This window comes from Amycolatopsis keratiniphila (assembly GCF_000400635.2).
Taxonomy (GTDB): domain Bacteria; phylum Actinomycetota; class Actinomycetes; order Mycobacteriales; family Pseudonocardiaceae; genus Amycolatopsis; species Amycolatopsis keratiniphila.
On sequence record NC_021252.1, the window covers coordinates 1,789,664 to 1,802,329 of the forward strand.

The window sequence follows — 12,666 nt, forward strand, 5'->3', positions numbered from 1 at the left end:
GTCCGAACGGCTTACGCAGGGCTGCCCTTCGTCTCGGTGCCGAGCCAGGTTATAGCGCCCTGAACTGTCGTTACGCTGGCCGTTTCCGGCCGATGCGGCCGCCGCACGACGATCACCGGAAGGCCGAGTCCGCGGGCCGCGGTGAGCTTCGCCGCGGTCATCGAGCCACCGCTGTCCTTGGTGACGAGGACCTCGACGCGGTGGCGCTCCATGAGCGCGCGTTCCTTCTCCACCGTGTACGGCCCTCGGTCCAGCAGGATTTCGTGACGGCGGGGGAGCGGGGCTTCGGGCGGGTCGACGCAGCGGATCAGGAACCAGAGATCGAGCCCGGCGAACGCGGCGAGGCCCTGCCGCCCGCTGGTGAGGAACACGCGTCCGCCGAGCGCCGGGAGCAGCCGCGCGGCGTGGTCGAGGTCGTCGGCCCAGTGCCAGGTGTCGCCGGGCTGCTCGGTCCAGCCGGGCCTGGCCAGCCTGAGCAGCGGTGTACCCGTTTCCCGCGCCGCGATGGCCGCGTTCGAGCCGATGCGTTCGGCGAAGGGATGCGTGGCGTCGATCACCGCGTCGACGTCGTTCTCGGTCAGCCAGCGCGCGAGCCCTTCCGGACCGCCGAAGCCCCCGACGCGGGTCTCGCCGTGAGGCAGCTTCGGGCGTGCGACGCGGCCCGCGAGCGACGACACGACGTGCTCGCCGCGCGCCACCAGTTCCTTCGCGAGCTCGCGTGCTTCGCCGGTGCCGCCCAGGATCAGCAGCTTCATCGGGCCACAGCCTCGCGCCACCGCTCCAGCGTGCGCAGGTTCGCGAGCGTCTCCGCCCAGGTGAGTTCAGGCGCCTGGCGGTCTTCGAGGTGGGTGGCGACGTGGTCGGCTTCGCGGGCGAAAAGGCCTTGTGTCGCTTCGACTTCGATCACCTCGGGCTCCCCGCCTTCCGGCGTGAGCACGATCTGCGACGTCTTCGGCTTGCGCATTTCGTGGATCCACGCCGGTTTCGGCACGTACAGCTGCCCTTCCGAGCCGTACACGCGGATGTGGTCGTCCTGCGTGAGCTGGAAACCGCAGGCCAGCTGCGCGAGGATCCCGCCCGGCAGCCGCAGCAGCCCGAACGCGACCTCGTCGACGCCGTTCTCGTCGAGCCTCGCCATCCCGAGCACCTCTTCGGGCTCGACGACGTCCTGCCCGGTCGCCGCCTGCGAGACCAGCCGCGAGAGTGAAGTGCAGTAGCAGCCGACGTCGAAGATCCCGCCGCCGCCCAGCGCGGGATCGGTGAGCCGGGGAACGGCGAAGTTGTAGCTGAAGGCGACGTCCACGGCGCGGACCTCGCCGATGGCACCGCAGGAGATCAGCTCGGCCAGCCGCCGGATCTGCGGATGCAGCCGGTACATGAACGCCTCCATGAGGAAGACGTCGTTGGCGCGGGCGGCTTCGATGACCTTCTCGGCTTCGGCGACGGACATCGTCAGCGGTTTCTCGCACAGGATGTGCTTGCCCGCCTCGGCCGCGCGGATCGCCCATTCGCCGTGCAGCGGATGCGGCGTCGAGATGTAGATCGCGTCGACGTCCGGATCGGCGAGCAGATCCTCGTAGGCGCCGTAGCATTTCGGGATCTCGAAGCGGCTCGCGAACTCGGCCGCCCGGTCACCGGATCGCGCGGCGACCGCTTCGAGCACTCCGTGCTTGCTCTCTTCGACGCCCGCCGCGAACTCGGCGGCGATGGTCCCGGCGGCCAGCAGGCCCCAGCGAAGGCTCTTCACAGCGACTCCGGTTGGCTAGCGCGGTCACGGGTGGCCGAATACAGGAAACTGTCGGGAAAGCCTTCCGCGGCAAGGACTTCCCCGACGAAGATCATCGCGGCGCGGGTGATCCCGGCCTCGCGGGACTGCGCGGCGATGGTGCCGAGCGTGCCGCGCAGCACCTGCTCACCCGGCTGGCTCGCCAGCGCGACCACCGCGGCCGGGCAGTCTTCGCGATAGAACGGCCGCAGTTCGTCGACTACCTGCTCGATGCGGTTGATCGCCAGATGCAGCGCGAGCGTGGTGCCGGTGCGCGCGAAGTTCGCCAGCGTTTCCCCCGGCGGCATGGCCGTGGACCGGGCCTGGGCCCGCGTGATGACCAGGCTCTGCCCGACCTCGGGCACGGTCAGTTCGCGGTTGAGCAGCGCGGCCGCGGCGGCGAACGCGGGGACGCCCGGCGTGACGTCGTACGGAACACCTGCCGCGTCGAGGCGGCGCATCTGCTCGGCGACCGCGCTGTAGATCGACGGATCGCCCGAGCACAGCCGCGCGATCTCGTGGCCCTTCCCGTGCGCCTCGACCATGCGCTCGACGATCGCGGGCAGGTCGAGGTTCGCGGTGTCGACGAGCACGGCCTCGGAAGGGCAGTACGCCAAGAGCGCCGTGGGCGTCATGCTGCCGGGGTACAGGCAGGTTTCGCAGCGGGCGAGCAGGTCACGGCCTCGCACGGTGATGAGGTCGGCCGCGCCCGGACCGGCGCCGATGAAGTGGACAGTCACGACTTGCTCCATTGGGTCACGGCTCGCGCCGGGGTCCAGCCGGTGAATCCGCCGAGCGGCGCGGCCTGTTCGACGGCGACGCGGATCAGTTCCCCGCCGTGTTCGCCGTACGCGCGGGCCAGGGCCTGTTCAGACTCGAGGGTCACGCCGTGCGCGACGATCCGCGCGCCGGTCGCCAGGCAGGCGTCCAGGACACCGGGCACGGTCACTCCGCCGCCGATGAAGATCGCTTGCGGGGTGGCCAGCCCGTCGAGGGCTTCCGGCGCCGCGCCGATCATTACATCGAGTTCCGGGACGCCGAGCGCGTCCGCGTTCCGGGTGATCCTGGCGGCCCGCTCCGGCGACCGCTCGATCGCGATCGCCCGGTTCAGCGGATGCAGCCGGGACCACTCGATCCCGACGCTGCCCGCGCCCCCGCCGACGTCCCACAGCAGTTCGCCGGGCGACGGCGCGAGCCTGGCCAGCGCGGAGGCGCGGAGGTCGCGTTTGGTGAGCTGGCCGTCGTGCTCGAAGACGTCGTCCGGCAGCCCGGTCAGCGGCAGCGCGGGACCGTCGGCCTCGATGGCGAACACGGTCAGCGAGCCGGGGCCGACGCGTTCGCCGGGGCCGCCGAGATCGGACAGCGCGGTGACGCGGCTCTTGCCGTAACCGCGGGCTTTGAGCAGGTCGAGCAGGTCTTCGGCGTTCGCGCCGAGGACGAGGATCCTCCGCCCGGGCGCGAGCGCGCGGCTCACCCTGGCGATCGCGCGGCCGACGACGGTCACCACCTCGGTCTCCTCCGCCGCCCAGCCGAGCCGCGCGCGGGCGAGCGTCACCGAGGAGAGCGCGGGCAGGACCTCGACGTCGTAGCCGCGCTGGATCAGCGTCGTGCCGATGCCGGAGAGCAGCGGATCGCCGCTGGCCAGCACGCAGACGCGGCCCTCGCGCTCGGCGAGGAAACCGTCCAGAGCGGGCAACAGCGGGCTCGGCCAGGGCTCGGATTTCATCCCGGCGGGCAGGTACGCGAGCTGACGCGGAGCGCCTACGACCACGTCGGCGTTCAGGACCGCTTCCCTGGCCTGCGAGGACAGGCCGGACCAGCCGTCGGCCCCGATCCCGACGACCGTCAGGGGTGATTTTTCGCGCACCTCGGTCACGTTAGATGACGGAATTCCTATGCGATGATCGGCCGGAGGTCGTCGAGGATGAGGGAGTGCTGTGAAGCCGTACCCGTTCACCGCCGTTGTGGGGATGCCGGATCTGCGCCTGGCGCTGGTGCTTTCCTCCATCTCGCCCGCTGTCGGCGGGGTGCTGGTGCGCGGTGAGAAGGGCACGGCGAAATCCACCATGGTGCGCGCGCTGGCGGGGCTGCTGCCCGGCGTCGACGTCGTGGACGCGTGCCGGTTCTCCTGTGACCCCGTCGAGCCCGATCCGGCCTGCCCGGACGGCCCGCACGCGGAGGGCTCGCCCGCCCACCGCCGTCCCGCGCGGCTGGTGGAACTGCCGGTCGGCGCGGCCGAAGACCGCGTGATCGGCTCGCTGAACCTGGAACGCGCGCTCGCCGACGGCGTCACCGATTTCCAGCCCGGCCTGCTCGCGGCCGCGCATCGCGGGCTGCTGTACGTGGACGAGGTCAACCTCCTGCACGACCACCTGGTCGACACGCTGCTCGACGCCGCCGCCATGGGCCGCGCGACCGTCGAACGCGAGGGTGTTTCGGTGTCGCACGCGGCCCGGTTCGTCCTGATCGGCACGATGAACCCCGAGGAAGGCGAGCTGCGGCCGCAGTTGCTGGACCGCTTCGGGCTCACCGTCGAGGTCGCGTCCAGCCGGGATCCCGAACTGCGGGTCGAGGTCGTCCGGCGGCGGCTCGCCTACGAGGCGGACCCCGACGGTTTCGCCGGCCAGTACGCCGCGGCCGACGCCGAACTCGCCGCGGACATCGAGGCGGCGCAACGACTTCTGCCGTCGGTCAAACTGCCGGACGAAGCGCTGCGGCAGATCGCGGAGGTCTGCGCGTCGTTCGAGGTCGACGGGATGCGCGCGGACATCGTGACCGCGCGGACCGCGGTCGCGCACGCCGCCTGGGCCGGGCGTACCGAGGTGACCACCGACGACGTCCGGGTCGCGGCCCGGCTCGCGCTGCCGCACCGCCGTCGCCGCAATCCCTTCGACGCGCCCGGGATCTCCGAGGAGCAGCTGGAGCAGGCGTTGCAGGACGCCGAACCGGAAGGCCCCGGCCCCGACGACGACGGTCCCGGTTCCGGTGCCCCTCCTGAGGGCGGAGACGCCCCGCCGCCCTCGCAAGGTGGCCAGGAGCCGTCAGGTGGCGGGAGTGGCGGCGACCAGAAGCCGGTCGGCGCCGGGGAAGCCTTCCGTGCCAGGCGTTTCGAGGTGAAGGGCACCGGTGAGGGCGCGGCCGGACGGCGGTCGCGGGCGATCACCGACAACGGACGGACCATCGGCGTCCAGCCCGCCGGGACCAAGGACGGGCATCCGCATCTGCTCGCGACCGTGCGCGCGGCCGCGCCGCATCAGCGTTCCCGCGGCCGCAGCGGCGCCGGACTCGTGGTGCGGCCTCAGGATCTGCGGTTCGCGCGGAGGGAAGGGCGCGAGGGCAACCTGGTGCTGTTCTGCGTCGACGCGTCCGGCTCGATGGGCGCGCGGCAGCGGATGCACGAGGTCAAGACCGCCGTGCTGTCGCTGCTGCTCGACGCGTACCAGCGCCGCGACAAGGTGGGCCTGGTGACCTTCCGCGCCTCGGGCGCCGAACTCGCGCTCCCGCCCACGATCAGTGTGGACGCCGCGGCGTCCCGTTTGGACGGTCTCGCGACCGGCGGCCGGACACCGCTGGCGGAAGGACTTCTCGAAGCGGCAAGGGTTCTGCGTATCGAGGCGGTCCGTGATCCGTTGCGGCGCCCGCTGCTCGTCGTCGTCACCGACGGCCGTGCGACCAGCGGAGCCGACGCCGTCCAGCGTGCCCGTCAGGCGGCCGGGCTGCTGGCCGGGACCGTGACCTCGGTCGTGATGGACTGCGAGAGCGGGAAGATGCGCCTCGGGCTCGCCGCCGAACTGGCGGACCACCTTGGCGCGGAACACGTTCCGGTCGCCGAAGTCGCCGCCGACACCCTCGCGGGCGCCGTCCGCAGCCGTATCTCCGGAAAGGCGGCGTAATGCCACAGGGCAAACCGGAAACGGTGCCGAACGACGGTCTCACCACCCGCCAGCGGCGCAACCGCCCGCTGCTCGCCGTGCACACCGGCGAGATGAAGGGCAAGTCCACCGCCGCGTTCGGGATGGCGCTGCGCGCGTGGAACCAGGGCTGGTCGATCGGCGTGTTCCAGTTCGTGAAGTCGGCGAAATGGCGCGTCGGCGAGGAAGCCGCGTTCCGCGCGCTGGGCAAGCTGCACGAGGACACCGGCCAGGGCGGCGCCGTCGAGTGGCACAAGATGGGCGAAGGCTGGAGCTGGGCGCGTAAATCCGGTTCCGAGGAAGACCACGCCGAGAACGCGCGTGAGGGCTGGGCCGAGATCAAACGCCGTCTCGCCGCCGAGACCCACGACTTCTACGTCCTCGACGAGTTCAGCTACCTGCTCAAATGGGGCTGGCTCGAAGTGGACGACGTCGTATCGACGCTGACCGGGCGTCCCGGTCACCAGCACGTGGTGATCACCGGCCGGTACGCGCCGCCGGAGCTGATCGAGGCGGCGGACCTGGTCACCGAGATGACGAAGGTGAAGCATCCGATGGACGCCGGGCAAAAGGGCCAGCGAGGCATCGAATGGTGAACCGCGTGGTCATCGCCGCGCCCGGCTCCGGGCACGGCAAGACCACGATCGCCGCGGGCCTGATGGCGGCGTTGCGCGCGCGGGGACTGAAGGTGTCCGGGCACAAGGTCGGGCCCGACTTCATCGACCCGAGCTACCACGCGCTGGCCACCGGAGCGCCGCCGCGCAACCTCGACCCGTTCCTCCAAGGCGAGGACCGGCTGATCCCGTTGCTGCGGCACGGTTCCGCGGGTGCCGACATCGCGGTCATCGAAGGCGTGATGGGCCTGTTCGACGGGGCACTCGGCACCGAGGGGTACGCGTCGACCGCGCACGTCGCCCGGCTGCTGGACGCTCCGGTGGTGCTCGTCGTGGACGCGTCGGCAGCGTCGCGCAGTGTCGCCGCGACCGTGCTCGGATTCGCGCAGTACGACACCCGCGTCCGGCTGGCCGGTGTCATCCTCAACAAGCTGGGCTCGCAGCGGCACGCGGACGAGATCGTCACCGCGCTGGAGGCGACCGGCGTCCCGCTGCTGGGAACGTTGTACCGCAACGAAGAGATCCACGCGCCCAGCCGTCACCTCGGCCTGGTCCCGGCGGCCGAACGGGCGAGCGAGTCGGAACGGCTGCTGCCGGAGCTGGCCGCCTGGATCAGCGAGGGCGTGGACCTTGGCGCGATCGTGCAGGTGGCGCGGTCGGCTTCCCGGCTTTCGGGAGAGCCTTGGCAGCCTCCGTTCTCGTATGACGGACGCCGTACGGTGGTCGCCGCCGCGGCGGGCCCCGCGTTCACCTTCCGCTACACCGAGGCCGTCGAACTGCTCGCCGCCGCCGGGGTCGACGTCGTCGACGTGGATCCCTTGCAGGACAAGGAACTTCCCGAAGGCTGCGCCGGGTTGTACTTCGGCGGCGGCTTCCCCGAGGTGCACGCCGAAGAGCTGTCGGCGAATCTGCCGCTCCGGACGGCGATCGCGCGAGCCGTCGGCGACGGAATGCCCGTCGTGGCCGAATGCGCGGGATTGTTGTACCTGTGCCGGGACATCGACGGGACGCCGATGACCGGCGTCCTCGACGCGTCGGCCACCATGACGAAACGCGGAAAACTTGGGTACCGCAAGGCTTTCTCGCCCGCCGACAGTGTGCTCGCGGTCGCCGGGCAACGCGTCACCGGGCACGAGTTCCACCGCACGATCATCGAACCCGGCAGCGGCCCGACCCCGGCCTGGGGCTGGGACCGCACTCCGGACGGCTTCGCGTCGGCGTCCCTGCACGCGTCGTATCTGCACGTCCACTGGGCGGGGTACCCCGAACTCGCCGAGCGGTTCGCCGCCGCGGTGCGCGCCCATGGCTGACTACGACCTCTGGCACCACGGCGATCGCGAGGTCGGCGAAGGTCTCGTCGATCTGGCGGTCAATGTCCGCCTGCCTGCACCGCCCGCCTGGCTGCGCGCCGAACTGGCGGCGGCACTGGACGATCTGGCCGCCTATCCGGACGTCACCGCCGCGAGGGCCGCGGTCGCCGCCCGGCACTCGCTGCCCGAATCCCGGGTGCTGGTGACCTCCGGCGCGGCCGAGGCGTTCACGTTGCTGGCCACGGCGTTGCGGCCGTCGTACGCGGTGGTCGTGCACCCGCAGTTCACCGAACCCGAAGCCGCCCTCCGCGCGGCCGGCCACGCCGTGCACCGGGTGGTGCTGTCGCCCGACGACGGCTTCCGGCTGGGCGACGTGCCGGAAGAAGCCGATCTGGTCTTCGTCGGGAACCCCACGAACCCCACCTCCGTGCTGCATCCGGCCGCGGACCTGCTCGCGCTGGGCCGCCCGGATCGCTTGGTCGTCGTCGACGAGGCCTTCCTCGACGCCGTCCCCGGCGAGACCGAAAGCGTTGCGGGACAACCGGGTTTCGTCGTCCTCCGCAGCCTGACGAAGACGTGGGGGATCGCTGGGCTGCGTGCCGGGTACGTCCTGGCGGACGAGTCCATTGTGGACCGTTTGCGCGCCGTCCAGCCCCCGTGGTCGGTGTCGTCGCTGGCCGCCGTCGCCGTGGCGGCGTGTTGCCGTCCCGCGGCGCTGGAGGAAGCCGAGAAACTGGCCGTGGCGGCGGAAGCGGATCGGGAGTACCTGGTCTCGGGCTTGAGTGCGTTGGGTGTCGAGGTGCTGGGGGAGCCCCGGGGGCCTTTCGTGCTCGTGCGGCTCCCTGATGCCGATGTCGTCCGGGAACGGTTGCGGGAGCACGGGTTCGCCGTCCGGCGTGGGGACACCTTCCCGGGGCTGGACGCGCGGTACCTGCGGATCGCGGTGCGGGACCGGGAGACGGTGGACGCTTTCCTGGCTCACCTCCACAGTTCGATCACCGAGTAATAGCTGCTCTCGCCGAACCCGGCGGCGACGGCCCGGTCCAGAAGTTCCTTGTTGCGGACCGGGATCTCGGTGTCGACGCCCTGCTCCTGGCTGGTTCCGATGATGTGCTTCAGTGTCGTGACGTTCATTTCCAGCGAACCGGCGTCACCGGGGTACACGCCTTCGTCGATGGTGGGCGCCTCCGCCTTGATGATCTGTCCGATCACCGCGGGCAGGAACCAGTCGACGGCGAGCTTCGTGAATTCGGCCGCCGGGACCCCGGCACTGCCGACCAGCGCGGCGGCGTGGAGGAAACCGTTCATCGACGAGTACATCATGCTCAGCAACGCGGTGTTGTACAGCACGGCGAGGCCGGCTTCCGTGCCGAGATGGACCGGATCACCCAGACCGGCCAATGTCTCCTTGTATTCCTCGAAAACCTCGGCGGAACCGCTGTAGAGGAAGACCGAGCCGGGGTGGCCGACCATCGCGGGGGGAACCATGATGGCGCCGTCGAGATAGCCCGTTCCGTGTCGCTCGGCCCATCGGAGAGCTTCGTTCGCCTCCTTCGGCGTGCCGGAATTCAGGTTCACCACTACGCGGCCGCGCAAGGCTTCCCGCGCGGGGCCGAGCGCGGAGTAAAGCGCGTCGTAGTCGGCGAGGCAGACCACGAGCAGACGGCTCGCGGACACCGCGTCCACGATGTCGTCCGCCTGCCGCGCGCCTTTCGCCACCAAGGGGGCGGCCTTGCCGGGGGAGCGGTTCCACACGGTCACGTCGTGACCGCGGTCGAGCAGGGCGGCGGCGAGCGCGGAGCCCATCGGGCCGAGCCCGGCGACGGTCACCGGGAGGTTCTGATCGGTCATGGGGCAAGGCTAAAGTCTCTCATCGATGTGAGAGTCAACTCCTGATCGTGTAATGGTTGTTCTCATGCGGATCGGTGAGCTGGTGCGGCGGACGGGCGTGCGGGAACGGTTGCTCCGCTATTACGAGGAACAGGGCCTCCTGCATCCGGTGCGAAGGCCGAGTGGTTACCGCGAATATTCGGAAGCGGATGTCGCGCGGGTGCGCAACATCCGCACCCTGCTGTCCGCGGGGCTGGGCACCGCGACCATCGCCGGCGTGCTGCCGTGCATGGTCGATCTGGGGGACGGCCTGGCGCCCGCCTGCGTCGATCTGCTGCCCGAGCTGTACCGGGAGCGGGACCGGATCACCGCGGCGATCGACGAGATGACGGCGACGCGGAAGGTGCTGGACGGCATCATCGCGGCGACCGTCCCGCATGCCGACGAAGTCGCCGAGGCACTGGCTCGTGAGCGGTAAGGGCGGTCATGGAGAAGTAAGGCAATGTGGCGTGTTCGGTACAGGGGGTCGTGAGTGGCCAGTGTCGTTGGAACGACCCGAAACACTTACGACCAACCAGGCCCTCGAAGTGGTTGGATGAACCGGTGAACTTCGTGATCGGCGTCTTCGATCTCTTCGCCTACACCATCCCCGGCGCGCTGTACGTCGCGTTCTTCGGCTATCTCGGGGCGAAGCTCCACATCCTGACGGCGGCGAGCATCGGCGGCGTGCCGACCGTGGTGCTGGTCGTCGTGATCGTGGTGCTCAGCTTCCTGCTGGGCTATCTGGCCTATCCGCTCGGGGAAGCGCTGGAGCGGATCGTGCCGCGCAGGCGGAACCGGGACGCGGCCGCGGAGTTCGTGCGCCGGATGCCCACGGCCGAGGGGCGCGCGTTCCTGAAGGAGAACACGCATCTCTTGCTATGCGCGCTGCAACTGCACGACAAGGAGGTCGCGGCCGACGTCACGCGGCTGCGCGCGTCCGGGCTCAAGGTGCGCAACTGCGCGCCGCCGCTGCTGTTCGGCGCCGTCGCGGCGATCGTCGACATCTTCGCGGGCAAGCACCCGTTCGTCGCCGCCGTGATCGCCGCGCTGCTGTTGTCCGCTTCGCTCACTTTGGTTTCCCAGGGCCGCAAGCTCGGCCTCTGGGCCGGGATGAAGACCCTCGAACTGTGCTTCTGGCTGCCGGAGATCGACGAGAAACTGGCGACGGACAAGCCCGCTTGACCGGGGTCGCTTCAGAACGGATCGGTATTACCTGCCTGCGCCTGACCCGCACGAGGACGATGGTTGCGTGGGCGTCGGAGTTGACGATGTAGGAATTGGGACGTTGAGTGTCCCGATTCCTACATCGTCGCGGGGGAGACCAGGCTCTGAGACAACGCCCGACCAGGCGCCTGTTCTCCAATGTCGCGAAGGCCACTTTCGCAGCATCCGCAGTCGGCCTGCCGGAGATCGACGAGAAACTGGCGGCTCCTCAGAACGACGAAGCCAGCAAGGCCCCCGCGACGGCGACCTCGACGCAACCCCCGAGCACGTCCCCGGTCACCCCGCCCAGCCGCTGAACGCACCGCGCCAGCAGCGCCGACGCGGCCAGGTAACCCAGCGCCACGGCGATCAACCCTTGCCACCACGGCAGCACCAGTGCCGCCGCGCCCGCCAGTACGGCGAAGACCACGGCCGCCGCCCACACCGGCACCGAACCGGCGACGGTCGCGCCCAGCCCTTCCGGCCGGGCCGACGGGACACCGCGCGCACAGCACAGCGACAGCACCCCGCGTCCGGCGATGACCGCGACCGCGGCCGCCGCGATCCCGTGCCCGGCCGAGATCGCCCCGGCCAGCGCACCGGCCTGGACGAGCAGCACCAGCACCAGGGTCGCGATCCCGGTCGGCCCGGAATCCCCGCGCCGCATGACTTCCAGCGCCCGCGCGCGGTCGTACGACGCGCCGAGCCCGTCGGCCGTGTCGGCGAGCCCGTCGAGATGGAGCCCGCGGCTGCCGAGCGCCACCGCGCCCAGCGCGAGCGCCGCCGACGCGAATGCGGGCAGGCCGATCAGCTCACCCAGGAACACGATCACCGCGGCGACGGCCGCGAGCGGCACGACGGCCAGCGGGCCGAGCACCATCGCCCCGCCCGCCACCCGCCGGTCGATCACTCCCGGCGTCGGCACCCGGACCGTGGTCAGGGTGCCGACGGCCATCTTCAGCGCGTCGGCGATCAAGCCAGATCCGCCAGCAGACCCATGTCCGCGAGGATCGCCCGCGCCGCCCTCAGCACCGGGACCGCCTGAACCGCACCACTGCCCTCGCCCAGCCTCAGCCCGAGGTCGAGGATCGGCTCCAGGTCAAGCGCCTTCAACGCGTACGCCTGCGACGGCTCGGTCGAACGGTGCCCGGCCAGCCACCACCGCTCCGCCCCCGGCGCGATCTCGCGGGCGACGAGCGCCGCGGCCCCGGAGAACACGCCGTCGAGCAGCACGGGCACCCCGCGGACCGCCGCCTGCACGAGAAAGCCCGCCGTCGCGGCGAGACAGGCGCTGCCGAGCGAGGTCAGCAACGCGAAGGGGTCTTTCACCGCACCGGCCCTGATCAACGCGGCCTCGACGACCGCGAGCTTCCGCGCGCGCCCGTCCTCGTCGATCCCGGTGCCCGTGCCGACGACGTCTTCCGGGAGCAGGCCGAGCAGCGAGGCGACCACGGCCGCGCAGATCGTCGTGTTGCCGATCCCCATGTCGCCGGGGACGAGCAGATCCGCGCCGCCGTCGATCTCCTCGTCCGCGATCGCCAGCCCGTGCTCGAACGCCGCCCGCGCCTCGCCCTCGGCGAGCGCGTCCTCGACGTCGATCGCGCCGGAACCCCGCCGGACCTTGTGCGCGGTGACCTCCGCGGGCACGTCCGCGCCGTCCCAGTCCACGGCGATGTCCAGCACGCGCACCTTCGCCCCGGCCAGCCCGGCCAGCACGCTGACGCCGCTCTTCCCGGCGAGGAACACCCGGACCATCGCCGCGGTCACCTCGCGCGGATACGCCGACATCCCGGAAACCCCGTGGTCCCCGGCGAAGACGACGACCCGGACGTCGTCGAGCGGCCGCGGCGGGACGGCACCGTGTGCCGCGCTGAGCCACGCGGCCAGGTCTTCGAGCCGTCCGAGGGAACCGAGCGGCTTGACCAGACCGTCCAGTCTGGCGCGCGCGGCGGCTTCGGCGGCGGCGTCCGGGGTGGCGATACGCATAGGAC

General features: G+C 71.1%; 13 protein-coding genes. 6 read left to right on the forward strand and 7 right to left on the reverse strand.

What is annotated here, in order from left to right; all coding sequences use genetic code 11:
- Positions 1–11 precede the first annotated feature (11 nt).
- The 4 genes from AORI_RS49370 to AORI_RS49385 are packed head-to-tail and all read right to left on the reverse strand — an operon-like array spanning position 12 to position 3,641.
- Complete coding sequence (locus AORI_RS49370) at positions 12–755, reverse strand: cobalt-precorrin-6A reductase (RefSeq protein ID WP_016332067.1); 744 nt, start codon at positions 753–755, stop codon at positions 12–14.
- Entirely contained in the window at positions 752–1,747 is a 996-nt protein-coding gene (locus AORI_RS49375; protein ID WP_016332068.1) for a Gfo/Idh/MocA family protein, read from the reverse strand. The genes AORI_RS49370 and AORI_RS49375 overlap by 4 nt, the downstream gene beginning before the upstream one ends.
- Entirely contained in the window at positions 1,744–2,505 is a 762-nt protein-coding gene (gene cobM, locus AORI_RS49380) for a precorrin-4 C(11)-methyltransferase (RefSeq protein WP_016332069.1), read from the reverse strand. Before cobM ends, AORI_RS49375 begins: the two co-directional genes overlap by 4 nt.
- Positions 2,502–3,641 carry a bifunctional cobalt-precorrin-7 (C(5))-methyltransferase/cobalt-precorrin-6B (C(15))-methyltransferase gene (locus tag AORI_RS49385; RefSeq protein WP_016332070.1) on the reverse strand — a complete coding sequence of 380 codons (1,140 nt, stop codon included), beginning with the start codon at positions 3,639–3,641 and terminating at the stop codon, positions 2,502–2,504. Before AORI_RS49385 ends, cobM begins: the two co-directional genes overlap by 4 nt.
- A gap of 61 nt (positions 3,642–3,702) precedes the next feature.
- On the opposite strand from AORI_RS49385, the gene AORI_RS49390 reads away from it, so the two are divergent.
- Genes AORI_RS49390 through cobC form a run of 4 tightly spaced genes read left to right on the forward strand, consistent with a single transcriptional unit; the run spans position 3,703 to position 8,606 of the window.
- Positions 3,703–5,658 (forward strand): putative cobaltochelatase, encoded by a 1,956-nt coding sequence (locus AORI_RS49390; RefSeq protein ID WP_016332071.1) that lies wholly within the window; start codon positions 3,703–3,705, stop codon positions 5,656–5,658.
- Positions 5,658–6,272, forward strand: coding sequence for a cob(I)yrinic acid a,c-diamide adenosyltransferase (cobO, locus tag AORI_RS49395; protein ID WP_016332072.1), 615 nt, complete (start codon positions 5,658–5,660; stop codon positions 6,270–6,272). Before AORI_RS49390 ends, cobO begins: the two co-directional genes overlap by 1 nt.
- Positions 6,266–7,600: a cobyrinic acid a,c-diamide synthase CobB gene (locus AORI_RS49400; protein WP_016332073.1), complete on the forward strand. Its 1,335-nt coding sequence runs from the start codon at positions 6,266–6,268 to the stop codon at positions 7,598–7,600. Before cobO ends, AORI_RS49400 begins: the two co-directional genes overlap by 7 nt.
- Positions 7,593–8,606, forward strand: a complete 1,014-nt coding sequence (gene cobC, locus AORI_RS49405; protein ID WP_016332074.1) for an Rv2231c family histidinol phosphate aminotransferase CobC — start codon at positions 7,593–7,595, stop codon at positions 8,604–8,606. The genes AORI_RS49400 and cobC overlap by 8 nt, the downstream gene beginning before the upstream one ends.
- Here cobC and AORI_RS49410 read toward each other — a convergent pair.
- Positions 8,579–9,451, reverse strand: coding sequence for an NAD(P)-dependent oxidoreductase (locus AORI_RS49410; protein ID WP_016332075.1), 873 nt, complete (start codon positions 9,449–9,451; stop codon positions 8,579–8,581). The two genes, cobC and AORI_RS49410, sit on opposite strands and share 28 nt — an antisense overlap.
- Positions 9,452–9,515: 64 nt before the next feature.
- Here AORI_RS49410 and AORI_RS49415 point away from each other — a divergent pair, with 64 nt between their 5' ends.
- Together AORI_RS49415 and AORI_RS49420 are read left to right on the forward strand one after the other, a co-directional pair.
- A complete protein-coding gene (locus AORI_RS49415; RefSeq protein WP_016332076.1) occupies positions 9,516–9,908 on the forward strand; it encodes a MerR family transcriptional regulator in 393 nt (130 codons plus the stop codon).
- 125 nt (positions 9,909–10,033) lie between these two features.
- A complete protein-coding gene (locus AORI_RS49420; protein WP_016332077.1) occupies positions 10,034–10,654 on the forward strand; it encodes a hypothetical protein in 621 nt (206 codons plus the stop codon).
- Between the two features lie 250 nt (positions 10,655–10,904).
- Here the strand turns inward: AORI_RS49420 and AORI_RS49425 are convergent, their stop codons facing one another.
- On the reverse strand, positions 10,905–11,651 hold the full coding sequence (locus tag AORI_RS49425) for an adenosylcobinamide-GDP ribazoletransferase (RefSeq protein ID WP_016332078.1): 747 nt from the start codon (positions 11,649–11,651) through the stop codon (positions 10,905–10,907).
- Positions 11,648–12,661: a nicotinate-nucleotide--dimethylbenzimidazole phosphoribosyltransferase gene (gene cobT / locus AORI_RS49430; RefSeq protein WP_016332079.1), complete on the reverse strand. Its 1,014-nt coding sequence runs from the start codon at positions 12,659–12,661 to the stop codon at positions 11,648–11,650. Before cobT ends, AORI_RS49425 begins: the two co-directional genes overlap by 4 nt.
- Positions 12,662–12,666: the final 5 nt, after the last annotated feature.